Raw genomic sequence first — 23,404 nt, 5'->3', positions numbered from 1 at the left:
GCGCCGTCAGTGCTTCTGCGCGACCGGTTCCGCCACCGCCGCGTTCGCGGCCGGCCGCCCGCCCGGGTGGCGCAGGGCGCACAGGTACCCGATGCCCAGGGCGATGGCCATGCCGTAGAACACCCACTGGTTGGCCTCGGCGAAGTCCATGCGGACGGCTCCCATCGCGTCCCGGGTGGCCTCGGCGGCGGGGCCCGTTCCGGTGGGTGCCTGGGCGTCGCCGTTGCCCGTGATCGACTCGGTGATGTCACGGGCCACGGTGTCCGCGTCGCCTGCGGACATGCCGCGGGACTCCAGGGTGTTCACCACGTTGTCGGTCATGACGTGCGTCAGGATCGTGCCGTAGACGGCCAGGCCCACGCTCGCCGCGTAGTTGCGCACGGTCTGGGTGATGCCGGTGACCTCGCCGTACGAGGCGCCGATGGCCCGGTTGACGGCGTCCGTGGAGGCCGGCGCGATGATGAAGCCGATGCCTGCACCGGCGAGGGCCGCGTACGGCCACTGGTGAGGGCCAGCAGATAGGCGTTTCACCACCCACTGCATGCCGGAGGACGACAGGTTCAGCTCGCGGACGATGTCCGGAGCCGCGATCGACACGATGGTCTGGTCGATGAAGGTCATGGCGACGGCGAACATCATCGCCGCCAGTGCCACGGTCTGCTGCTGCGGCGCCGATCGGGAGGGGGCGCGGCCTCGCCGTGCCCCCGGCGCGTGCTGCTCACGCACCCAGTCTGCGTCCGGCCGTCCCCCTCGCATCACAAGACCACTCCAGCATCGCGCGCCGCACCGATACCCCCAAACGCGTCCTGCGGCAACCCCTGGGCGGTGTGAGGACGACCTCCTCGGCCATGTGACCACGGTCCGCCACAGTTGCCGCGTCGAAGGTGCAGGATGCGGGCACCAAGGAGGACAAGCAGTCGAACGGCAGAAAGCACGACGACAAAGAACGACGAGAGAGGCAGACGATGGCCCCAGCGGAACCGGAACCCCAGCGGATCGGCGTACCCGCCGAGTCCACTGCGGGCGAGACCAGGGTGGCGGCGACGCCGGCCACCGTGGGGAGACTTGTCGCGCTCGGATACGACGTGGTGGTCGAACCGGGAGCGGGAGCCTCGTCCCGCTTCTCCGACACGGCCTACGAGGAGGCGGGAGCCCGCCTCGGGGACCCGTGGCAGGCGCAGATCGTACTGAAGGTCAACGGCCCCTCGAGCGAGGAGATCGGCCGGCTGCGCGACGGGTCGACACTGATCGCGCTCATCAGCCCCGCGCTCAATCCCGAACTGGTCGAGGAACTGGCGGGGCGGCCGGTCACCGTGCTCGCCATGGACGCCGTGCCGCGGATCTCGCGCGCCCAGTCCCTGGACGTGCTCAGCTCGATGGCGAACATCGCCGGATACCGGGCCGTGGTCGAGGCCGCACACGCCTTCGGACGCTTCTTCACCGGCCAGGTGACCGCCGCCGGCAAGGTGCCGCCCGCCAAGGTGCTGGTGGCCGGCGCCGGCGTGGCCGGACTCGCGGCCATCGGCGCGGCCCGCAGCCTCGGCGCCGTGGTCCGCGCCACCGACCCCCGGCCCGAGGTCGCCGAACAGGTCCGCTCGCTGGGCGGCGAGTTCCTGGCGGTGAGTGCCGAGCAGGAGGTGAGCACCGACGGCTACGCCAAGGCCACCTCCGACGACTACAACCAGCTCGCCGCGCGGCTCTACGCCGAGCAGGCCGCCGACGTCGACATCATCATCACCACCGCGCTCATCCCGGGCCGCCCGGCGCCCCGGCTCGTCACCGCCGAGGACGTCGCGCGCATGAAGCCCGGCAGCGTCATCGTCGACATGGCCGCGGCCCAGGGCGGTAACGTCGAGGGCACGGTCGCCGGGAAGGCCGTCGTCACCGACAACGACGTGACGATCATCGGCTACACCGACCTGCCCGGCAGGCTCCCGGCCCAGGCCTCGCAGCTGTACGGCACCAACATCGTCAACCTGATGAAGCTGCTCACCCCCGGCAAGGACGGCCGGCTCGTCCTCGACTTCGACGACGTGGTGCAGCGGGCGATGACCGTGGTCCGCGAGGGCGAGAAGACCTGGCCCCCGCCTCCGGTCCAGGTGTCCGCCGCGCCCGCCCCGGCAGGAGCCCCGGAACCCGTGGCCCTGCCCTCGGAGACGCCGGCCAAGCCCGCCCGGCCCGCGTGGACGCCGTACGCCCTCGTCGGTGCCGGGGCGCTCGCGCTGTTCCTGGTGACGGCCTTCTCGCCGAGTGAACTCATCGGCCACTTCACGGTGTTCGTCCTGGCGATCGTCATCGGCTTCTACGTCATCGGCCATGTGCACCACGCGCTGCACACCCCGCTGATGTCGGTCACCAACGCCATCTCCGGGATCGTGGTGGTCGGCGCGCTGCTGCAGATCGGGCACGGGAACACCGCCGTGACCGTGCTGTCGTTCGCCGCGATCCTGCTGGCGAGCATCAACGTCTTCGGCGGATTCGCCGTCACCCGCCGCATGCTCGGCATGTTCTCGAAGGGCTGATCACGGATGACCACAGTCACGGCCGCAGAGGCCGCCTACGTCGTCGCCGCGCTGCTGTTCATCCTCAGCCTGGCCGGCCTCTCGCAGCACCGGACCTCCCGCTCGGGAGTCGTCTGGGGCATCGCGGGCATGGTCATCGCGCTGGCCGCCACCGTCGGTCTCGCCTCCCGGAGCATCACCGCCACCGGACTCGTGCTGATCGCCGTCGCCACGGCCGTCGGCGCGGGCATCGGACTGTGGCGCGCCCGGGTCGTCGAGATGACCGGCATGCCCGAGCTGATCGCCATCATGCACAGCCTCGTCGGCCTCGCCGCCGCGTTCGTCGGCTGGAACGGCTACCTCGACGTCGACGCCGAGCTCAGTGGTTCGCTGCTGGGCATCCATCACGCCGAGGTGTTCATCGGGGTGTTCATCGGCGCCGTCACCTTCACCGGCTCGGTCGTCGCGTATCTGAAGCTGTCCGCGCGGATCAAGTCGAACCCGCTGACACTGCCCGGCAAGCACATCCTCAACGTGGGTGCCCTGGTCGCCTTCGTCGTGCTCACCGTCGCGTTCGTGGCCCGCCCGAACATCGGCCTGCTCATCGCCGTCACCGTGATCGCGCTCGCCCTCGGCGCGCACCTGGTCGCCTCCATCGGCGGCGGTGACATGCCGGTGGTCGTCTCCATGCTGAACAGCTACTCCGGCTGGGCCGCGGCGGCCTCGGGCTTCCTGCTCGCCAACAACCTGCTGATCGTCACCGGCGCGCTGGTGGGCTCCTCCGGTGCCTACCTGTCGTACATCATGTGCAAGGCGATGAACCGCTCCTTCATCTCGGTGATCGCGGGCGGCTTCGGAACCCCGGCGGCGGCCGCCGACGACGGCGAGCAGGGGGAGCACCGGGAGATCAACGCCGAGGAGACCGCGGAACTCCTGCGCGACGCCTCCTCGGTGATCATCACGCCGGGTTACGGCATGGCGGTCGCCCAGGCCCAGTACCCGGTCGCCGAGCTGGCGCGCAAGCTGCGCGAGCGGGGCGTCGAGGTGCGCTTCGGCATCCACCCCGTCGCCGGCCGGCTGCCCGGGCACATGAACGTGCTGCTCGCCGAGGCGAACGTGCCCTACGACGTCGTCCTCGAAATGGACGAGATCAACGACGACTTCGCCGCCACCTCGGTCGTCCTGGTGATCGGCGCCAACGACACGGTCAACCCGGCCGCCACCGACAACCCGGCCAGCCCCATCGCCGGCATGCCGGTGCTGCACGTGTGGGAGGCGGCCAACGTGGTCGTCTTCAAGCGGTCGATGGCCGCCGGATACGCCGGTGTGCAGAACCCGCTGTTCTTCCGGGAGAACACCCAGATGCTCTTCGGCGACGCCAAGCAGCGGGTGGAGGACATCCTGCGCGGCCTGGACGCCCTCGACGCGCCGGTCCCGGAGATGGCCGGGACGTCGCGCTGAGCCGAAAAGGGCCGGCTCGACACCAACGGTGTCGAGCCGGCCCTTCCGTGCGGGGAGCGGTCAGTCCGTGCCGGACTCCATCGCGGCCCGGTCCAGCCACGCGTCCTCTTCGGAGACCTCGCCGCGGGAGGCGATGGCCTGGGCCCCGCCCTCGGGCAGCTCCGGCATGGTGCCGATGAGCCCGGTCGCGGCCGCCTGGGAGGCGCCGATGGTGGGACTGCCGGTGCCGATCAGGCCGATGCCGGCGTACTGCTCCAGCTTGGCGCGCGAGTCGGCGATGTCGAGGTTGCGCATGGTGAGCTGGCCGATCCGGTCCACCGGGCCGAACGCCGAGTCCTCGGTGCGCTCCATGGACAGCTTGTCCGGGTGGTAGCTGAACGCCGGGCCGGTCGTGTCGAGGATCGAGTAGTCCTCACCGCGCCGCAGCCGCAGCGTCACCTCGCCGGTGACGGCCGCGCCCACCCAGCGCTGCAGCGACTCGCGGATCATCAGCGCCTGCGGGTCCAGCCAGCGGCCCTCGTACATCAGCCGGCCGAGCCGCCGTCCCTCGGCGTGGTACTGGGCGAGGGTGTCCTCGTTGTGGATCGCGTTGACCAGCCGCTCGTAGGCGGTGTACAGCAGGGCCATGCCGGGCGCCTCGTAGATGCCGCGGCTCTTGGCCTCGATGATCCGGTTCTCGATCTGGTCCGACATGCCCAGGCCGTGGCGGCCGCCGATGGCGTTGGCCTCCATGACCAGGTCGACGGGGGAGGCGAACTCCTTGCCGTCGATCGTCACCGGGCGGCCCTGGTCGAAGCCGATCGTCACGTCCTCGGTGGCGATCTCGACCTCGGGGTCCCAGAACCGGACGCCCATGATGGGCTCGACGGTCTCGACGCCGGTGTCCAGGTGCTCCAGGGTCTTGGCCTCGTGGGTGGCGCCCCAGATGTTGGCGTCGGTGGAGTACGCCTTCTCCGTGCTGTCGCGGTAGGGCAGCCCGTGGGCGAGCAGCCACTCCGACATCTCCTTGCGGCCGCCGAGCTCGGTCACGAAGGCCGCGTCCAGCCAGGGCTTGTAGATCCTGAGGTGCGGGTTGGCGAGCAGGCCGTAGCGGTAGAACCGCTCGATGTCGTTGCCCTTGAAGGTCGAGCCGTCGCCCCAGATCTGGACGTTGTCCTCGAGCATCGCCCGGACCAGGAGCGTGCCGGTGACGGCACGGCCCAGCGGCGTGGTGTTGAAGTACGCCCGCCCGCCCGAGCGGATGTGGAACGCGCCGCAGGTCAGCGCGGCCAGGCCCTCCTCGACCAGCGCCGCACGGCAGTCGACCAGGCGCGCGATCTCGGCACCGTAGGTCTTCGCACGGCCGGGCACCGACGCGATGTCGGGCTCGTCGTACTGGCCGATGTCGGCGGTGTAGGTGCACGGGACGGCACCCTTGTCGCGCATCCACGCGACCGCGACGGACGTGTCGAGACCGCCCGAGAAGGCGATGCCGACGCGCTCGCCGGCGGGCAGGGAGGTGAGGACCTTGGACATAGGAAGAGTATGTATCATCACGCATAATCATGCAAGTGGTGTGCATGGATTCCGGCCGGGGGGTCCGGGACTCGCCCCGCTCCGGCCGGAATCAGCTCAGAGAACGTCCGGCCCGGAGCCGCCGAGTGCCCCGAGAATCCGCTCGGCGGCCAGCGTCGGCGTCAACTCGCCGTCCCTGACCCGCTGTTCGAGCGCCGGCGCCAGTGCCCGTACCGCCGGGTCGGCCCGCAGGCGGCCGAGGAGCTCGTCGCGGACCATGGTCCAGGTCCAGTCGACCTGCTGGTCACGGCGCTTGGCGGCGAGGCGGCCGGTCGAGTCCAGCAGGGTGCGGTGCTGTTCGAGGCGCTCCCACACGGTGTCCAGACCGGCCGACTCGCGGGCGCTGCAGCTGAGCACGGGCGGGGTCCAGGCCGCGTCCTTGCCGTGCATCAGACGCAGCGCGCCCGCCAGCTCACGCGCGGCGGCGCGGGCGTCGCGCTCGTGCGGGCCGTCCGCCTTGTTGACGGCGATCACGTCGGCCAGCTCCAGGACGCCCTTCTTGATGCCCTGGAGCTGATCGCCCGTGCGGGCGAGGGTGAGCAGCAGGAAGGAGTCGACCATGTTCGCGACCGCGGTCTCGGACTGACCGACGCCGACCGTCTCCACCAGGATCACGTCGTAGCCGGCGGCCTCCATCACCACGATCGACTCACGGGTCGCCTTGGCCACCCCGCCCAGCGTGCCCGCGGTGGGGGAGGGGCGGACGAAGGCCGCCGGGTCCACGGCCAGGCGTTCCATCCGGGTCTTGTCGCCGAGGATCGAGCCCCCGGTACGGCTGGAGGAGGGGTCGACCGCGAGAACGGCCACCCGGTGCCCTTGCGAGGTCAGCAGCGTGCCGAACGCGTCGATGAACGTCGACTTGCCCACGCCCGGCACCCCGCTGACGCCGATCCGCCGGGCCCGCCCGCTGTGCGGCAGCAGCTCGGTCAGCAACTCCTGGGCCAGCGCCCGGTGCTGGGGCCGGGTCGACTCGACGAGCGTGATGGCGCGGGCGATGATCGCCCGCTTCCCGTCGAGTACGCCCTTCACATACGCGTCGACATCGATCACAGCTCGTGCCCGAGGTCGGCCGCCAGCCCCTTCACCAGGTCGTACGCCGCGTCCGGGATCACTGTCCCCGGCGGGAAGACGGCCGCCGCGCCCATCTCCAGCAGCGTGGGCACGTCCTGCGGCGGGATCACCCCGCCGACCACGATCATGATGTCCTCGCGCCCCTCCTCGGCCAGCGCCTCGCGCAGTGCCGGTACGAGGGTGAGGTGACCGGCCGCCAGCGACGAGACCCCGACGATGTGCACATCCGCCTCGACGGCCTGCCGGGCCACCTCGGCGGGGGTCTGGAACAGCGGGCCGACGTCCACGTCGAAGCCGAGGTCGGCGAAGGCGGTGGCGATCACCTTCTGGCCGCGGTCGTGGCCGTCCTGGCCCATCTTGGCGACCAGGATGCGCGGACGGCGGCCCTCGGCCTCCTCGAAGTCGGACACGAGGGTGCGGGTGCGGTCCACGGACGGGGACTCTCCGGCTTCGTTGCGGTACACGCCGGTGATGGTACGGATCTGGCTCGCGTGCCGCCCGTACACCTTCTCCAGGGCGTCGGAGATCTCCCCGACGGTGGCCTTGGCGCGGGCGGCGTTCACCGCCAGCTCGAGCAGGTTGCCCTCGCCCCCGGCGGCCCGGGTCAGCGCCTCCAGCGCGTCCCGGCAGGCGGTCTCGTCCCGCTCCTCACGCAACCGCCGCAGCTTCTCGATCTGCTGGGCCCGCACGGAGGAGTTGTCGACCTTGAGGACATCGATCTGCTCGTCGGTCTCCACCCGGTACTTGTTGACTCCGATCACCGGCTGGCGACCGGAGTCGATCCGGGCCTGGGTGCGGGCCGCGGCCTCCTCGATGCGCAGCTTGGGGATGCCCGCGTCGATGGCCTTGGCCATGCCGCCCGCGGCCTCGACCTCCTGGATGTGCTGCCAGGCGCGACGGGCGAGGTCGTACGTCAGCTTCTCCACGTACGCGCTGCCGCCCCACGGGTCGATCACCCGGGTCGTGCCGGACTCCTGCTGGAGCAGCAGCTGCGTGTTGCGGGCGATGCGCGCCGAGAAGTCGGTGGGCAGCGCGAGGGCCTCGTCGAGGGCGTTGGTGTGCAGCGACTGCGTGTGCCCCTGGGTGGCCGCCATCGCCTCGACGCAGGTGCGCGTCACGTTGTTGAACACGTCCTGCGCGGTCAGCGACCAGCCCGAGGTCTGCGAATGGGTGCGCAGCGAAAGGGACTTGGCGTTCTGCGGGTCGAACTGCCTGACCAGCTTCGCCCACAGCAGGCGCGCCGCCCGCAGCTTGGCGACCTCCATGAAGAAGTTCATGCCGATCGCCCAGAAGAACGACAGCCGGGGCGCGAACGCGTCCACGTCCAGGCCGACCTCACGGCCCGCCCGGATGTACTCCACGCCGTCCGCGAGGGTGTACGCCAGCTCCAGGTCGGCCGTCGCACCCGCCTCCTGGATGTGGTAGCCGGAGATGGAGATGGAGTTGTAGCGGGGCATCCGCTGCGAGGTGAAGGCGAAGATGTCGGAGATGATCCGCATCGACGGCTTCGGCGGATAGATGTAGGTGTTGCGGACCATGAACTCCTTGAGGATGTCGTTCTGGATGGTCCCGGCCAGCTTCTCGGGCGGTACGCCCTGTTCCTCCGCCGCGACGATGTAGAGCGCGAGGACCGGCAGTACGGCGCCGTTCATCGTCATCGACACGGTCATCTTGTCCAGCGGGATGCCGTCGAACAGCTGCCGCATGTCGTAGATCGAGTCGATGGCCACGCCCGCCATGCCGACGTCACCGGTCACACGCGGGTGGTCGCTGTCGTAACCCCGGTGCGTGGGCAGGTCGAAGGCGATCGACAGGCCCTTCTGGCCGGCCGCGAGGTTGCGGCGGTAGAAGGCGTTGGACTCCTCGGCGGTGGAGAAGCCCGCGTACTGGCGGATCGTCCAGGGCTGGTTGACGTACATCGTCGGGTAGGGGCCGCGCAGATACGGCGCCGCGCCCGGGCGTGTGTCCAGGAAGTCCAGGCCCTCCAGGTCACGGCCGGTGTACAGCGGCTTGACCGCGATGCCCTCCGGGGTCTCCCAGAGCAGGTCGTCCCCGCCGGACGCGTTCTTGACCGCCGTACGCCACTCGTCGGGCCCGCCGTCGGCGGCCGGGGAGCCCAGCTCGATCCCGGAGAAGTCGGGGATTCCCATCAGGACACTCCCATGCGGTCGAGGGTGGCGGACAGCACGGCGACGGCGTCACAGCCCGCGAAGACGTACGAGTCGACACCGGGGTGGTTCCCCGGCCGCCCGGCGAGGAACACCTGCGCGGCGCCGGCGGCCTTGAGCTGCCCGGCCACCGCCTCCGCCCGCTCCTCGTACAGGGCGTCACTGGAGCACAGCACGGCCTCGCTCGCGCCGCTCTCCTCGAAGGTGCCCTCCGTGACGGGCTCGATGCCGCCCGCCTGGAAGAGGTTCGAGGCGAAGGTCAGGCGTGCGGTGTGGGCCGCGGCCGGGCCGATCGCTGCCAGGAAGATCCGGGGCCGGGAGCCGGTCGCCGCGAGGTGGGCGTCGGAGCGGGCACGCAGCGCCTCGTACGCCTCGTCGCGGCGCACCCGCGGCAGCCCGCCGGAGCGCGGCTCGGGAGCCGGCTCGCGGACGACCGGCTTCTCGGCGATGTGGGGGAACTCGCTGACGCCGGTGATGGGTTCGCGCCGCCTGGCGAGCTTCCCGCTCCGGGCCGCCCAGGTGTCGGCGAGGTCCTGGCCGAGGTCGCCCGACCGCAGGGCGGCCGCCTGGCCGCCGAGTCGTTCGATCCGCCGGAAGAACTCCCAGCCCGCGTGCGCGAGTTCGTCGGTGAGCCGCTCCACGTACCAGGAGCCGCCCGCCGGGTCGATCACCCGGGACAGGTGCGACTCCTCGATGAGGATCGTGGAGGTGTTGCGGGCGATACGGCGGGCGAACGCGTCCGGCAGGCCGAGCGCGTGGTCGAAGGGCAGCACGGTGACCGAGTCGGCCCCGCCCGCCCCCGCGGCCAGCGTCGCGATGGTCGTGCGCAGCATGTTCACCCACGGGTCGCGGCGCGTCATCATCACCGGTGAGGTGACGACGTGCTGGAGCTGCGCCCCCGCGCGCGGGGCCCCGCAGGCCTCGGCGACCCTCGCCCAGAGCCGGCGCGCGGCCCGCAGCTTGGCGATCGTCAGGAACTGGTCGGCGGTCGCCGCATACCGGAACTCCAGCTGTGCGCCGGCCTGTTCGACGCTCAGCCCGGCCTCGGTCAGCTCCCGCAGATACGCCACCGCCGTGGCCAGCGAGCAGCCCAGCTCCTGGGCGGCCGAACCGCCGGCCTCGTGGTACGGCAGCGCGTCCACGGTCAGCGCCCGCAGCCCCGGGTACTCCTCGGCGCACCGCCGCGCGAGATCCGTCACCGGTGCGACGTCGTAGCCCTGCCCGGTACGGGCCTCGTGGCCGAGCGGGTCAGCGCCCAGGTTGCCGCGCGCCACGTCCCGGGCGACGCCCCGCTCCTCGTACAGCCGCAGCAGCTCCCGTGCGGCGGGCTCGGTCTCGCGCCCCGCGTCGAGGACGACGGGTGCCAGGTCGAGATAGACGCCGTCGAGGACCGCGCCGAGGGCGGGCACCGGAATGCCGTCCTCGCCCAGGGTCAGCCAGAGGGAGGAGACACCGTTCTCCAGGTCCGCGAGCACCGCGGTGCCGTCGGCCGCCGTGTGCCGCTGCCGTACGTCCCAGCCGCCGACCGTGTTCCCCTCGGCACGGCCGCCGCGCACAAAGGGCGCGAACCCGGGGAAACCAGGCTCGGGGGCCTTGTCGCGGGCGGTGTAGAGGGGCCGGGTGCGCAACCCGTCCTCCAGGGCGGTGGACAGGGCTTCCTCGGCCTCGGCTCCCTCGACGTCCTTGCCCGACTTGCGCAGGACACCCGCCACAAGGCGCTGCCACTGCTCATGGGGCACATCAGGGAACTCGCCGGCCAGCTCAAGCCCGTCGTCAGGCAGGACCGTCATGCTCGGATGTTAGGCCACGTTAACGAAAGAGCAGGAGTGGGCGCGGCTGTGACCTTGCCCTCGCCCTGACTGTGGCCTCGGTCTCCATGATCCGCGCGGTCCGTCCTCACGCCTGGGTCGTGACCTGGTCCCCGGGCCCTCGCAGCGCCTGGTACACGGACCACACCACGGCCACCAGCGGTACGGCCACCGCGGCAGATCACCCCCGCCGGACCGCGGAGCCGACCCGGAATTCCCCCGACGGCCGGTACCGGTGGGCGCGGCGTCGGGGGATAAGGACGGGGAAACCGGACAAGGACCAGCCGTACGACAAGGAGCGTCCACGCCATGGGTACCGCCGTCCACGTACCGCAGACCCGGGACATGATCGGAGACGAGCTCTCCGGAGACGAGGCGTTCACCGCCCTGCGCCACTACGGGGGACTGCGGCTGCTGACCGACTCCTTCGCGCGGTTCCGCTACGCGGACGGCTTCAGCAACGCGCGGGCCCTCGCCTTCCAGGTGGTGCTCGGACTGGTTCCGTGCACCGTGGCGCTCGTCGGGCTGGCCACGTCGGTGCACACCGAGGGCGTGGGCCGGATCATCGAACTCACGCTCGGCCGGATCGTGCCGGGTGCAAGCGCCGAGATCGTCGAGGACGCCTTCGAGGGGACGCGGCGCACCGCTCACGGCGACGTCTGGAGCACGCTCGCCCTGTGGCTCGGCCTGGGATTCGCGCTGTTGAACCTCGCCTCGGCCATGGGCCAGATCGAGCGCGGCGCCAACCGTATCTACGGCATCGAGCGCGACCGTCCCTTCCCGCGCAAGTACGCGCGGGGGATCGTTCTCGCGCTCGCCGCCGGACTGCCCCTGGTGCTGGGGTTCGTCGCACTCGTCGCCGGTGAGGCCGTGGGCGACGCGGTGGCGAGGTCCGCGGGCTGGGAGGGCAGCGGGCCGCAGTGGTGGGGGGTGCTCGACATCCCCGTGGGGCTCGCGCTGGCCTGGGTCGCCTCCGCCGTGATCTTCCGCTGGTCGCCCCGCCGCGTCCAGCCCGGCTACACCTGGCTGGCCTTCGGCTCGGCCGTGCACCTCCTGCTGTGGGTGTCGGCCACCTGGCTGCTCGCGCTGTACGTCGAGGAGAGCGGTGCCTTCGGCGCCGTGTACGGGCCTCTCACCGCCTTCATCGCGCTGCTGCTGTGGGCCAACCTCACCGCTGTGGCGCTCTTCCTCGGCATCGCGTTCGCCGCCCAGCTGGAAGCGGCCCGCGCCGGCATCGAATCGGCTGTACAGCCGGACCCCGGACCAGGTGCGTGAGGCCGTCCGGCAGCTGATTCCGTACGGCAGCCGAAACCGCCGCCGTGCCGTCAGCCGCTCGCCGCCGCGGTCACCGTCGCAGGGTCCACCCCGGTCAGTTCGACGATGCGGTGCGGTGTCACACCGGCGGCCAGCGCGCGTGCGATCAGGCCGTCCCGGCCGTCCGCGTAGTCGCGGAAGGCGAGCAGCTCCTCCTCGACCCGGGCGAGCGACTGCGGTGCGTTCAGATGGCGGACCCGGCTCAGTTCCTCGTCGCCCAGCGGGACGGGCAGCCGTTCCGCTCCCTCGGGGATGGCCGCCGTCTCCTCAGGCGGCAGCAGGCGCAAGTGCGGGGAGACCGGCGTGCTTCCCTGTGCGTCCAGCCACGCGCGCACCGCGGGAGTCTCCATGCACGCGAGATCGCCGACGGCGGCGGGGGCCACGCCGAGCGTCGCGGACGGGTCGTCAAGCAGGAACAGGTAGGCGTCGTCGGTCATCCTCGGCTCCTTCTCGGCGGGGGCTGAGACGTCCCATTACCCCGTCGTGCCCGGATTACTGCCGGCTCATCCGTGCCGAGTCGTGGCCATCGCGGCCAGAACCTGTCCGCGAGCCCGGCTGCCGGGGTTCATTCACGATGCTCGGGCTTTCAGGCCGGGGGGAAGCGAATTTGGTGGTCGCGGTGCGGGGCGTCGCGGCAGCGTTCCGGCGGAGCCGGACGCTGCGGTGGCGGGGCGAGGTGAGGGAATCAGGGTGATGATTCGTCCACATGTTCTCTCTGGTGACACCTGTGCGACGTCCCTAATGTGATCGTCATGCAGCTCAGGTACGCCTTCAGGTTGTACCCGGACGCCGGCCAGCAGACCGCGTTGGCGAGGGCGTTCGGGTGCGCCCGGGTCGTGTTCAACGACGCGGTCCGCGCCCGGGAGGACGCCCGCAAGGCCGGGCAGCCGTTCCCTACGGCCGGGGAGCTGTCCACGCGATTGATCACCGAGGCCAAGCGGACAGTGGAGCGGTCCTGGCTGGGTGAGGTTTCCGCGGTGGTGCTGCAGCAGTCCCTGCGGGACGCCGAGAGCGCGTACCGCAACTTCTTCGCCTCCCTCAAGGGCACCCGCAAGGGCCCCAGGACCGGCCCGCCCCGCTTCAAGTCCCGCAAGGACAAGCGGCAGTCGATCCGGTTCACCGCGAACGCCCGCTGGAACATCACCAGCAGCGGCCGGCTGAGCCTGCCGAAGATCGGCGCGGTGAGGGTGAAGTGGTCCCGGACCCTGCCGGCCATCCCCACCTCGGTCACCGTGATCAAGGATGCGGCCGGGCGGTACTTCGGCTCCTTCGTCATCGACACCGACCCCGCCGCAGACGCGACCCGGATGCCCGCCACCGACCAGACGATCGGCATCGATCTCGGCCTGACCCACTTCGCCGTCCTCTCCGACGGCACGAAGATCGACTCTCCGCGCTTCCTGCGCCGGGCGGAGAAGAAGCTGAAGAAGGCCCAGCAGGAGCTGTCCCGCACACAGAAAGGCTCGAAGAACCGCGAGAAGGCCCGCCTGAAGGTCGCCCGCGCCCACGCCAAGGTCACCGACGCGCGCCGTGAGTTCCACCACCAGCTCTCCACCAAGCTGATCTGCGAGAGCCAAGGGATCGCCGTGGAGGACCTGTCGGTGGCGGGACTGGCCCGCACCAACCTGGCCAAGAGCGTGCACGATGCCGGATGGTCCTCGTTCCTCAGCATGCTGGAGTACAAAGCGATCCGGTACGGCCGCACCCTGGTGAAGATCGGCCGGTTCGAGCCGACCTCTCAGACCTGCTCCACCTGCGGCGTCAAGGACGGGCCCAAACCTCTTAACGTGAGGGAGTGGACCTGTACCGCCTGCGGCACCGTCCACGACCGGGACGCCAATGCCGCGATCAACGTGAAGACGGCCGCCGGACTGGCGGTATCGGCCTGCGGAGCGCCGGTAAGACCGGGAGCAGTCCCGGCACGGCGCGAAGAAACAGGAAGCCACGGATTCCCGACCGAACCCAGTGCCGCCCAGCGGCACCGCAACAAGTCGAGAAGGCCAGAATCCTCGCCCTTCAGGGCGAGGAGCATGTCAACGTGCCCTCATGGCGAACAACAACACCCAGCGGAGCGTCCTCGGGACCCGTGCCCTCAACCGCGCCACCCTCGACCGGCAACTGCTGCTGCGCCCCGCCCGGATGTCCGCCGTCGCGGCCGTCGAGCATCTGGTCGGTCTTCAGGCGCAGAACGTCAAGCCTCCGTACTACGCGCTCGCCGCCCGCCTCGACGGTTTCGACCCCGAGGCGCTGTCGACGCCGATGGCCGGCCGCGAGGTCGTTCGTATCGTCACGATGCGCTCCACCATCCACACCCACACCGCGGACGACTGCCTCACCCTGAGGCCGCTGGTGCAGCCCGCCCGGGACCGGGAGCTGGTCACCTTCCGCAAGGGCCTCGCCGGTGTCGACCTGGACCGGCTCGCGGGTCTCGCCCGGGACCTCGTCGAGACCGAGCCCCGCACGATGAAACAGTTGCGCGAGGCCCTGCTCCAGGAGTGGCCCGACGCCGATCCGCAGGCCCTGGCGGTCGCCGCCCGGTGCCGTCTGCCGCTCGTGCAGGTGACGCCACGCGGCCTGTGGGGCCGCAGCGGGCAGGTCAGTCTCACCACCGCCGAGCACTGGCTCGGCCGCCCGGCCGAACCCGCCCCCACCCCCGACGCGGTCGTCCTGCGCTACCTCGCCGCGTTCGGCCCGGCCTCCGTGAAGGACATGCAGACCTGGGCCGGACTGACCCGCCTGCGGGACGCCTTCGAACGGCTCCGCCCGCGACTCGTCACCTTCCAGGACGACAACGGCGTCGAGCTCTTCGATCTCCCTGACGCCTCCCGCCCCGACCCGGACACCCCGGCCCCGCCGCGTTTCCTGCCCGAGTTCGACAACCTGCTTCTCTCCCACGCCGACCGCACCCGCGTCGTCCCGCCGGAGCACCGGGGCCGCTCCTGGCAGGGCAACATCGCCTATCGCACGCTCCTCGTCGACGGCTTCCTCGCGGGCCTGTGGCGACTGGAGGACCACGCCCTCGTGATCGAGCCCTTCGACCGGCTCACCAGGGCCCAGCGGGACGAGGTCACCGCCGAGGGCGAGCGGATGCTGCGCGTGATGCACCCGGAGTCGTCGCACGACATCCGCTTCGGCGTCGTACGGGGCTGAGGCCGGACATGGAGAGGGGGCGTTGCGGGCCGCTCGTGGAGGCCCGCAACGCCCCCTGGTCTTTCACCTGAGGGGTGCTCAGGAGCTATTTGTGGTTACGAGTTGACCTGCGTCGTGACCAGGTTGGAGAAGGTGGTCAGCCGGCTGTAGACACCCGGATAACCGGCCTGGGCGCAGCCTTCGCCCCAGGAAGTGATGCCTGCCAGGACGCCCCCGATGAGCAGGGGGCCGCCGCTGTCGCCCTGGCAGGTGTCCACGCCGCCGGAGGTCTTTCCGGCGCACACCATGTCGCTCTGCACGAAGTCGGAGCCGTAGGAACTCGCGCAGCTCGAGTCGGACACGGTCGGTACGGTCGCGGTGCGCAGCTGGTTGGAGGAGCTGCCGCCCGCGGAGGTGGTGCCCCAGCCGAGGATGCGGGCGGTGGTGCCGGCCGCGTACACCGAGGTCTGGGAGGAGGAGACGTACTTCGCCGCGGTGTACGGCATCGACGTCGACAGCGTCAGCACGGCCACGTCGTCGCCGTTGGTGGCGTCGGTGTAGCTCGGGTGTATCCAGATCTTGCTGACTTTGGCGACCGTGCCGTTGGTGCCGTTGAGGTAGGTGCGGCCACCGACCACCCGCACGCCGCTGGTGGTCTCACCGACCATGCAGTGCGCGGCGGTGACGACCTTGGTGGGCGAGACCAGCGTGCCGCCGCAGAACTGGTTCTGCGAGGCGTCCGTGATCTGCATGACGAACGGGTACGCGGTCGTCGTGGTCGTGCTGCCGCCGACGATCGGCTGGGGCGCGGCGACGGCCGTGGGGGCGGCGAGCAGCGCGGTCGTGGCGGCGGCAGCGGTCGCCGCGGCGACGGCGGCGGCCTTCTTGGCGGCAAGGTCGAGCCCGAACATGGGTCTCCTCAGGGAGTTGCCGGTGGGGGGTCGCGCGGGTGGTCGTGAAGCACGGGGACCCTGACGCCGTTGTTCGGATCTCCGTGTGCCCGGCGAGCGGCACGCCCCCAAGCTAGAGCCCGGCACCGGGGGCTCCCAATGAGGGAAGCCCCTAAGGGAGTTGGGCAGGGAAAACCCTCGGTCGCGCCCCGTAAACCCAGATGAGGGTCAGGTCGTGCGGCGGCCGGCGGCCAGTCGGACGATGTCCACCCGCGAACGGATCCCCAACTTCCGGTAGACCCGGGTCAGAGTCGCCTCGACGGTCTTGACACTGATGAACAGCCGGGCCGCGATCTCCCGGTTGGTCGCGCCCTCCATCACGAGCGAGGCGACCTGACGCTCCATCGAGGCGAGGCCCTCCAGCGCGTCGAGCGCGACGGGCGGCGCGACGGAGGCAGGCTCCACCGGCGTGGAACCGGCCGCGACGGCCGCGTCGACCTGCCGCAGCCAGGGCAGCGCACGGCAGCGCCGGAACAACCGGGCGGCCTCGTCGTACGACGCCGGTCCCGGCAGGGGAGCGTGGCCGGTGCGGGGCAGGGCGGCGGCCTGGGCACGCAGGCGGGCCAGCGCGAAGGCGGCCCGCGCCTCCTCCAGGCCGTAGCCCAGCCTGCCGAGCCGGTCCCGGACGGACGCCAACCGGACGAGGGCGCCCTCGTGTTCGCCCCGTGCCGCCCGTACCAGCGCCTCGGCCCGGTCGAGCACGGCCAGCACGCTCTCCCGGCCCAGCCGCAGTGCGTGCGCGCGGGTCGTGTCGATGACGTTCTGGGCCTCGCCCGGCTCGCCGATGCGGACCAGGGCCTCGGCGAGGTCGCCGTGCCAGCGGCCGCGCGCCGGGTCGTTGATGCCGAGGCCGTGCTCCAGCTCCCGCACCCGGCGCAGCGAACGGACCGTGGCCGCCGGGTCCCCGGCCACCAACTGGGCGTAGCCCAGGGCCGCCAGAGCCCGGGACAGGTACATCTGGTCGCCGTCGACCTCGGCGTGGTCGGCAGCCTCACGCGCGAGCGCCAGCGCCCGGTCCACGTCCCCGGCCGAGGCCTCCGCGAGGGAGGCGAGCATCGCCGAGGCGCCCTCGCCGATCCCGGCGTCCCGGGCCAGCCGCAGGCTCTCGCGGGCCAGGTCCAGGGCCCGGCCGCAGTGCCCGGTGCGCAGCTCCGTGTCGGCGAGGAAACGCAGGAAGTGCACCTCGCTCTCGACCATGCCGCGCCGCCGCACCTCGCGCAGCAGCGCGGTGATCGTCGCCCGCGCCTCGGGCAGCTGGTCGCTCATGATCAGCCAGCGGAACCGGGCCGAGCCGGCGCCGTTGTGGTGGCAGGCCACATACGGGTCCTGGGGTTCCCGCAGCGCTCGTTCGACGGTCGCGGGCGCGCCCGGATGGCCCATCAGGGTCTCGGTCGAGGCCTGGAAGGACAGTGCCATCAGCTCGGTGCGCCGGTCCTCGCCCTCGGCGGCCAGCCGCGCCGCGTGCTCGGCCTCCTGGCGGGCCTCGGCGAAGTCGCCCTCCACGACCAGGCCGCGCCAGGCCAGCTGGTAGTGGACCAGGGCGAGCAGCCCCGGGTCGTCGCCCGCGTCGGCCAGGACCTGCGGGAAGACGGCGTCGACCTCGCCGAGCGCCTGTCCGGCGGCCTCGATGACCACCATCCAGGCCCGCACCCGCTCGGCGGGCACGGTGGCACGCGTCAGTACGTCGCGGGCGATGTCCCGGGCGAGATCGGCCTCGCCGGCGGTGATCGCGTCCTCCGCGGCCTGCAGGCGCCGCTCGTCCGGGCCCGGGGTGCTGTCCGCCGGGGTGTGCCGGGCGGCGAGCAGCCCGAGCGAGGCGGCCACGGAGGGTGCCCCGCGGTCCCGGGCCAGCGCGGCGGCCTCGGCGAGCCGGGCCGCCACCTCCGGGTCGGTGCCGGTGGTCGCCAGAGCCAGGTGCCGGGCCCGCTCGATCGGGTCGGAGGCCGCCGTGGACAGCGCGGCGTGCACGGCCCGCCGCTCCTGCGCCGGGGCCTCCGCGTACAGCGCGGCCGAGATCAGCGGATGCGCGAACCGTACGGCGGGCCCCTCCGCCTCGGTCGCCAGCAGCCCGAGCGCCGCCGCCTGGGCGGTCTCGGCCTCGGCGTGCTCCCGGCCGGCCGCGTGCAGCAGGGCCAGCGTGGGGCGGGCACCGGCGCTGGCCACCAGGAGGGTGCGGCGCGCCTCGTCCGACAGCATCTCCAGCCGGCTCAGCACCAGGGCCCGCAGCGAGGTGGGCACGGGCAGCGGCTCGCCGGGCCGGGGCCGGGTGGGGCTCTCGGCCAGGGCGCGGCCCAGTTCCAGCGCGAAGAGCGGGTTGCCGCCGCTGGTGCGGTGGATGTCGCGGATCGTGGAGCGGGACAAGGGGGTGTAGCCGCGGTGGTCCAGCAGTGCCGAGACCTGCGTACGGGTCAGCGGGCCCAGCCGGACGGCGAGCGTGTCGGGCGGGGACGCGCGTAGATGGCGGTCGTACTCCTGGCCCTCGGTCCGCACCGCGCACAGCATCTGCACGGGCGTGTCGCCCAGCCGGCGGGCGGCGAAGCCGAGCAGTTCGGCGCTGGCGGCATCCAGCCACTGGAAGTCGTCCGCGACGACCAGCACCGGGCCCTTGGCGGCAAGGGCGCGCAGCGCCGACAGCACGGCGAGGCGCAGCGCGAGCCCGTCGCGCTGGAGGGTGGACTCGCCGCGGCCGGTGAGCGCCGACTCCAGGGCGGTGCGCTGGGCCGCGGGCAGCTGTCCCGAGACCTCGTCCAGGACCAGGCCGAACAGGTCGGCCAGCGCCAGGAAGGGCAGGTGGGATTCGGACTCGGTGGCCGAGCAGCGCAACACGGTCCGGGCCGAGGCGCCGTAATCCGCGGCCAGCGCCCGCAGGACGGTCGACTTTCCTATTCCCGCAGGGCCGTGGAGCAGCACACTTCCGCCTCGGCCCAGCTGTTCACGCGCCGAAGTGAACAGATCCTCCCGGCCGATGACCAGGTCGGGGCGGCTCCTGGGAGGCTCCTGGAAGTCCCGTCGCACGGTCACCGCTCCCCTCCCTGTGTCGTGTCCTGGCCAATATTAGGCAACAGCTCTTTGAATTTCGGACGGACGGCGTGGTGAGGGAAATAACAACCGACGCCGACGGGCGAATTCATTGGGCACTCGAATGTGGCGGTGGACGCCGTAGGCGCCCGGTCGGGAACCCTTCGGCATATCGAACGGACCGGCACTACAGAAAACATCACAAAACTACCTACGGCAACCATCCCGCCCGGCGCGCGGCAACCACGGCCTCGCCCCGGGTCCGGGCCCGCAGCTTCCGCATGGCCGACCGCAGATACCCCTTGACCGTCTCGGGCGTCACGCCCAGCCGCTCGGCGGCGACCGCGTTCGTCGCCCCCGCGGCGACACACGCCAGCACGTCCACCTCGCGGGGCGCCGGCCGGACCCCGGCCGGCGAGGAGGATCCGGCCGGCGAGGCGGACCCGGCCGTCAGCAGCGCACACGCCTCCAGCAGCTCGTCCCGCAGCTCCGGGTCCGCGATCTTCGGGGCCAGCGCCCGCAGCGCCGTGTGCGCCTCCCGCACCTGCTCCCACCCCGCGCCCGCCCCGCCCCCCGCGGCGAGCGTCCGCGCCTCGTCCCGCACGACCAGGGCCCGCTCCACGTCCCGCGCCGCCTCGACCGCCGCTTCCAGCATGCGCCCGCCCAGGGGCAGGGCCGTGCGCAGCGCCCCGTACAGCACCCCGCGCACCCCGTGCCGTACGACCACCGGCACGGCCAGCACCGAGCGCAGCCCCTCCACGGCCACCTGGGCGTCGTACTCGTGACTGATCTGCCGCGAGGCCGAGTAGTCCGTCACCACGCACGGCCGGGCGAGCACCACCGACTTGCCGCCCAGCCCGTTCCCCGACGTCACCACGAACGACCGCAGGGCGTCCGTCGCCGTGCCGCTCAGTTCGCTGATGCGCATCTGCCGCCCGGCCTCCATCAGGCCGCCGAAGGCGACCGGGAGGCCGGTGACGCGCCGCAGACGCAGCAGCGCGTTCCGTATCTCGACCGCGTCGGACGCGTCTGCCATCACCTGTTCGCCCCTTCACTGCGGCTCCTGTGCGGGCGCACCCCCCGTTCGGGGGTAGTGAGTCCTGCATCACGGATTACACGATGGTTATGAGCCGCCCGGCAATGGTCCGGCACCCAGGAGGACAAATGACATCGGTGACGGAGATGTTCCGCGGGGCGCGGGACTTCCTGCTGGAACACCGCGAGGACTACGCCACGGCCTACGACGGCTTCCGCTGGCCCCGTCCCGAGTACTTCAACTGGGCGCTCGACTGGTTCGACGAGATCGCGGACGGCAACGCCCGCACCGCCCTGCACATCGTCGAGGAGGACGGCCGCGAGACCCGGCTGTCCTTCGGGGAGATGTCCGTGCGCTCGGCACGGTTCGCCAACTGGCTGCGCGCCCGGGGCGTGCGCGCCGAGGACCGGATCCTCGTCATGCTCGGCAACCAGGCCGAACTGTGGATCACCGCGCTCGCGGCGATGAAGCTGCGCGCCGTGGTCATCCCGGCCACCCCGCTGCTCGGCCCGGCCGACCTGCGCGACCGCGTCGACCGCGGCCGGGTCCGGCATGTCATCGCGCGCTCCGAGGACACCGGCAAGTTCGCCGAGGTCCCCGGCGACTACACGCGCATCGCGGCCGGTACGGCCCCTCAGGGCTGGCTGCCGCTGGAGGACGCCTACGGCGCCCCCGCCGACTTCGCCCCCGATGCCCCGACCCGGTCCGACGACCCGCTGATGCTCTACTTCACCTCGGGCACCACCGCCCGGCCCAAACTCGTCGAGCACACCCACACGTCGTACCCGATCGGGCACCTGTCGACCATGTACTGGATCGGCCTCAAGCCCGGCGACGTGCATCTGAACATCTCCTCCCCGGGCTGGGCCAAGCACGCCTGGTCCAACCTCTTCGCCCCCTGGAACGCCGAGGCGACCGTCTTCCTGTACAACTACACGCGCTTCGACGCGGCCCGTCTCATGGCCGAGATGGACCGGGCGGGCGTCACCACCTTCTGCGCCCCGCCCACGGTCTGGCGCATGCTCATCCAGGCCGACCTGACCCAGCTGCGCACCCGGCCGCGCGAGGTCGTCGCCGCCGGGGAGCCGCTCAACCCGGAGGTCATCGAGCAGGTCCGCCGGTCCTGGGGCGTCACCATCCGGGACGGCTTCGGCCAGACCGAGACGGCCGTACAGGTCGCCAACAGCCCCGGCCAGCCCCTCAAGACCGGCTCGATGGGCCGGCCGAGCCCCGGCTACCGCGTCGAACTGCTGGACCCCGTCTCCGGCGCGCCGGGCGCCAGCGAGGGGGAGATCGCCCTCGACCTGTCGGGCCGCCCCGTCGGCCTGATGACCGGCTACCACGGCGACGCGGACCGGACGGCGGAGTCGATGGCCGGCGGCTACTACCGCACCGGCGATATCGGCGCCCGCGACGCAGACGGCTACATCACCTACGTCGGCCGCGCGGACGACGTCTTCAAGGCGAGTGACTACAAGATCTCGCCCTTCGAGCTGGAGAGCGCGCTGCTGGAGCACGAGGCGGTGGCCGAGGCGGCGGTCGTCCCCGCCCCGGACGACGTGCGCCTCGCCGTGCCGAAGGCGTACGTCGTCCTCGCGGACGGCTGGGAGCCCGGCCCCGACACCGCGAAGGCGCTGTTCGAGCACTCCCGGGAGGCACTGGCCCCCTACAAGCGCATCCGCCGCCTGGAGTTCGGCGGCCTGCCCAAGACCGTCTCCGGCAAGATCCGCCGCATCGAGCTGCGCGAGGCCACGGCGGCCGGATCGGACGCCGAGTACCGCGAGGAGGACTTCCGGTGAATTCGTACAGCCATGGAACCGGCGGGACGGCTCTGCTCGGCGACACGATCGGGGCCGGCCTGGACCGGGCGGTGGCCACCTGGCCGGAGCGCGAGGCGCTGGTCGACGTCCCGTCCGGGAGGCGCTGGACGTACGCGCGGTTCGGCGCCTCGGTGGACGAGCTGGCGTCGGCCCTGATGGCGTCCGGTGTCGCCAAGGGCGACCGGGTGGGCATCTGGGCGGTCAACTGCCCCGAGTGGGTGCTCGTCCAGTACGCCACCGCCCGCATCGGCGCGATCATGGTCAACATCAACCCGGCCTACCGCACCCACGAGGTCGAGTACGTCCTCAACCAGGCGGGTGTGTCCCTGCTGTTCGCCTCCCTCAGCCACAAGGCGAGCGACTACCGGGCGATGATCGAGCAGGTGCGGGGCCGTTGCTCCGAGCTGCGGGAGGTCGTCCACTTCGGCGACCCGAGCTGGGAGGCGCTGCTCGCACGCGGCGGCTCCGAGGTCCGGTACCCGGAGCTGTCCTGCGACGACCCGATCAACATCCAGTACACGTCGGGCACGACGGGCTTCCCCAAGGGCGCGACCCTCTCGCACCACAACATCCTCAACAACGGTTACTTCGTGGGCGAGTCGATCGCCTACAGCGAGCAGGACCGGGTGTGCGTCCCCGTCCCCTTCTACCACTGCTTCGGCATGGTGATGGGCAACCTCGCCGCCACCTCGCACGGCGCCTGCATCGTCATCCCGGCCCCGTCCTTCGACCCGAAGGCCACGCTGGACGCGGTCCAGCAGGAGCGCTGCACCTCGCTCTACGGCGTCCCGACCATGTTCATCGCGGAGCTCAACCTCCCAGGCTTCGCGGCGTACGACCTCTCCTCCCTGCGCACCGGCATCATGGCGGGCTCGCCCTGCCCGGTCGAGGTGATGAAGCGGGTGGTCGCCGAGATGCACATGGCGGAGGTCTCCATCTGCTACGGCATGACCGAGACCTCCCCGGTGTCCCTCCAGACCCGGAGGGACGACGACCTGGAGCACCGCACCAGCACCGTGGGCCGGGTCCTGCCGCACCTCGAGGTCAAGATCGTCGATCCCGCGACGGGCGTGACACAACCCCGCGGCACCGCGGGCGAGTTGTGCACCCGCGGCTACAGCGTGATGCTCGGCTACTGGAACGAGCCGGAGAAGACCGCCGAGGCCATCGACGCCGGCCGCTGGATGCACACCGGCGACCTCGCCGTGATGCGCGAGGACGGCTACGTCGAGATCGTCGGCCGCATCAAGGACATGATCATCCGGGGCGGGGAGAACATCTACCCCCGCGAGATCGAGGAGTTCCTCTACGGCCACCCCAGCATCCAGGACGTCCAGGTCGTGGGCATCCCGCACGACCACTACGGCGAGGAGGTCCTGGCCTGCGTCATCGCCCGCGATCCGGACGCCCCGCCGACCCTGGAGGATCTACGGGCCTTCTGCGAGGGGCGGTTGGCGCACTACAAGATCCCGAGCAGGCTTCAGATCCTCGACTCCTTCCCGATGACGGTGTCGGGGAAGGTGCGCAAGGTGGAGCTGCGGGAGAGTTTCTCGGGAGGGCAGAGGTGATTGCGG

The 23,404-nt window shown here is 71.6% G+C and carries 14 protein-coding genes and 2 pseudogenes; 7 read left to right on the top strand and 9 right to left on the bottom strand.

Annotated features, from left to right (window positions below):
* Nucleotides 1-6: 6 nt before the first annotated feature.
* Nucleotides 7-507, bottom strand: a pseudogene (locus tag OG542_RS07835) (MFS transporter); the annotation flags it as partial.
* 458 nt (nucleotides 508-965) lie between these two features.
* Between OG542_RS07835 and OG542_RS07830 the strand changes: the two are divergent.
* Both OG542_RS07830 and pntB read left to right on the top strand, forming a co-directional pair.
* Entirely contained in the window at nucleotides 966-2,522 is a 1,557-nt protein-coding gene (locus OG542_RS07830) for a Re/Si-specific NAD(P)(+) transhydrogenase subunit alpha (protein ID WP_328409376.1), read from the top strand.
* Nucleotides 2,523-2,528: 6 nt separating this feature from the next.
* Nucleotides 2,529-3,962 carry a Re/Si-specific NAD(P)(+) transhydrogenase subunit beta gene (gene pntB, locus OG542_RS07825; protein WP_311128464.1) on the top strand — a complete coding sequence of 478 codons (1,434 nt, stop codon included), beginning with the start codon at nucleotides 2,529-2,531 and terminating at the stop codon, nucleotides 3,960-3,962.
* A gap of 60 nt (nucleotides 3,963-4,022) precedes the next feature.
* Here pntB and argG read toward each other — a convergent pair whose 3' ends face one another.
* From argG to OG542_RS07805, 4 genes are all read right to left on the bottom strand, one after another.
* Entirely contained in the window at nucleotides 4,023-5,477 is a 1,455-nt protein-coding gene (argG, locus tag OG542_RS07820; RefSeq protein ID WP_311128465.1) for an argininosuccinate synthase, read from the bottom strand.
* A 96-nt stretch (nucleotides 5,478-5,573) separates the two neighbouring features.
* Nucleotides 5,574-6,566 (bottom strand): methylmalonyl Co-A mutase-associated GTPase MeaB, encoded by a 993-nt coding sequence (meaB, locus tag OG542_RS07815; RefSeq protein ID WP_328409373.1) that lies wholly within the window; start codon nucleotides 6,564-6,566, stop codon nucleotides 5,574-5,576.
* Nucleotides 6,563-8,737 (bottom strand): methylmalonyl-CoA mutase, encoded by a 2,175-nt coding sequence (gene scpA / locus OG542_RS07810; protein WP_328409371.1) that lies wholly within the window; start codon nucleotides 8,735-8,737, stop codon nucleotides 6,563-6,565. Before scpA ends, meaB begins: the two co-directional genes overlap by 4 nt.
* On the bottom strand, nucleotides 8,737-10,545 hold the full coding sequence (locus OG542_RS07805) for a methylmalonyl-CoA mutase family protein (protein ID WP_328409369.1): 1,809 nt from the start codon (nucleotides 10,543-10,545) through the stop codon (nucleotides 8,737-8,739). Before OG542_RS07805 ends, scpA begins: the two co-directional genes overlap by 1 nt.
* A 327-nt stretch (nucleotides 10,546-10,872) precedes the next feature.
* On the opposite strand from OG542_RS07805, the gene OG542_RS07800 reads away from it, so the two are divergent.
* Complete coding sequence (locus OG542_RS07800; protein WP_311128469.1) at nucleotides 10,873-11,838, top strand: YihY/virulence factor BrkB family protein; 966 nt, start codon at nucleotides 10,873-10,875, stop codon at nucleotides 11,836-11,838.
* A gap of 50 nt (nucleotides 11,839-11,888) precedes the next feature.
* Here the strand turns inward: OG542_RS07800 and OG542_RS07795 are convergent, their stop codons facing one another.
* Nucleotides 11,889-12,314, bottom strand: coding sequence for a DUF6003 family protein (locus tag OG542_RS07795; protein WP_311128470.1), 426 nt, complete (start codon nucleotides 12,312-12,314; stop codon nucleotides 11,889-11,891).
* 315 nt (nucleotides 12,315-12,629) lie between these two features.
* On the opposite strand from OG542_RS07795, the pseudogene OG542_RS07790 reads away from it, so the two are divergent.
* A pseudogene (locus OG542_RS07790) lies at nucleotides 12,630-13,850 on the top strand (RNA-guided endonuclease InsQ/TnpB family protein); the annotation flags it as partial.
* A 73-nt stretch (nucleotides 13,851-13,923) separates the two neighbouring features.
* Complete coding sequence (locus OG542_RS07785) at nucleotides 13,924-15,027, top strand: winged helix DNA-binding domain-containing protein (RefSeq protein WP_328409365.1); 1,104 nt, start codon at nucleotides 13,924-13,926, stop codon at nucleotides 15,025-15,027.
* 95 nt (nucleotides 15,028-15,122) lie between these two features.
* Here the strand turns inward: OG542_RS07785 and OG542_RS07780 are convergent, their stop codons facing one another.
* The 3 genes from OG542_RS07780 to OG542_RS07770 all read right to left on the bottom strand — a co-directional run bounded on the left by OG542_RS07780 (nucleotide 15,123) and on the right by OG542_RS07770 (nucleotide 20,013).
* Nucleotides 15,123-15,917 carry a S1 family peptidase gene (locus OG542_RS07780; RefSeq protein ID WP_328409363.1) on the bottom strand — a complete coding sequence of 265 codons (795 nt, stop codon included), beginning with the start codon at nucleotides 15,915-15,917 and terminating at the stop codon, nucleotides 15,123-15,125.
* A 207-nt stretch (nucleotides 15,918-16,124) separates the two neighbouring features.
* The gene (locus OG542_RS07775; protein WP_328409360.1) at nucleotides 16,125-18,977 is read right to left on the bottom strand and encodes an AAA family ATPase; all 2,853 of its coding nucleotides are present in this window, start codon (nucleotides 18,975-18,977) and stop codon (nucleotides 16,125-16,127) included.
* A gap of 208 nt (nucleotides 18,978-19,185) precedes the next feature.
* The gene (locus tag OG542_RS07770) at nucleotides 19,186-20,013 is read right to left on the bottom strand and encodes a helix-turn-helix transcriptional regulator (protein ID WP_328409358.1); all 828 of its coding nucleotides are present in this window, start codon (nucleotides 20,011-20,013) and stop codon (nucleotides 19,186-19,188) included.
* Between the two features lie 125 nt (nucleotides 20,014-20,138).
* Between OG542_RS07770 and OG542_RS07765 the strand changes: the two genes are divergently transcribed.
* A complete protein-coding gene (locus tag OG542_RS07765; protein ID WP_328409356.1) occupies nucleotides 20,139-21,809 on the top strand; it encodes an AMP-binding protein in 1,671 nt (556 codons plus the stop codon).
* Nucleotides 21,806-23,398 (top strand): AMP-binding protein, encoded by a 1,593-nt coding sequence (locus OG542_RS07760; protein ID WP_328409354.1) that lies wholly within the window; start codon nucleotides 21,806-21,808, stop codon nucleotides 23,396-23,398. The genes OG542_RS07765 and OG542_RS07760 overlap by 4 nt, the downstream gene beginning before the upstream one ends.
* Nucleotides 23,399-23,404: the final 6 nt, after the last annotated feature.

This window comes from Streptomyces violaceus, from assembly GCF_036014075.1.
Classification (GTDB): Bacteria; Actinomycetota; Actinomycetes; order Streptomycetales; family Streptomycetaceae; genus Streptomyces; species Streptomyces violaceus.
The sequence above is the reverse complement of the archived record's forward strand: the minus strand, read 5'-3'. Positions and strand labels throughout refer to the sequence as shown.

Coding starts and splice junctions, on each gene's coding strand:
- OG542_RS07830 (WP_328409376.1), top strand. CDS start 966: ATGGCCCCAGCGGAACCGGAACCCCAGCGGATCGGCGTACCCGCCGAG.
- pntB (WP_311128464.1), top strand. CDS start 2,529: ATGACCACAGTCACGGCCGCAGAGGCCGCCTACGTCGTCGCCGCGCTG.
- argG (WP_311128465.1), bottom strand. CDS start 5,477: ATGTCCAAGGTCCTCACCTCCCTGCCCGCCGGCGAGCGCGTCGGCATC.
- scpA (WP_328409371.1), bottom strand. CDS start 8,737: ATGGGAATCCCCGACTTCTCCGGGATCGAGCTGGGCTCCCCGGCCGCC.
- OG542_RS07805 (WP_328409369.1), bottom strand. CDS start 10,545: ATGACGGTCCTGCCTGACGACGGGCTTGAGCTGGCCGGCGAGTTCCCT.
- OG542_RS07800 (WP_311128469.1), top strand. CDS start 10,873: ATGGGTACCGCCGTCCACGTACCGCAGACCCGGGACATGATCGGAGAC.
- OG542_RS07795 (WP_311128470.1), bottom strand. CDS start 12,314: ATGACCGACGACGCCTACCTGTTCCTGCTTGACGACCCGTCCGCGACG.
- OG542_RS07785 (WP_328409365.1), top strand. CDS start 13,924: ATGGCGAACAACAACACCCAGCGGAGCGTCCTCGGGACCCGTGCCCTC.
- OG542_RS07780 (WP_328409363.1), bottom strand. CDS start 15,917: ATGTTCGGGCTCGACCTTGCCGCCAAGAAGGCCGCCGCCGTCGCCGCG.
- OG542_RS07765 (WP_328409356.1), top strand. CDS start 20,139: ATGACATCGGTGACGGAGATGTTCCGCGGGGCGCGGGACTTCCTGCTG.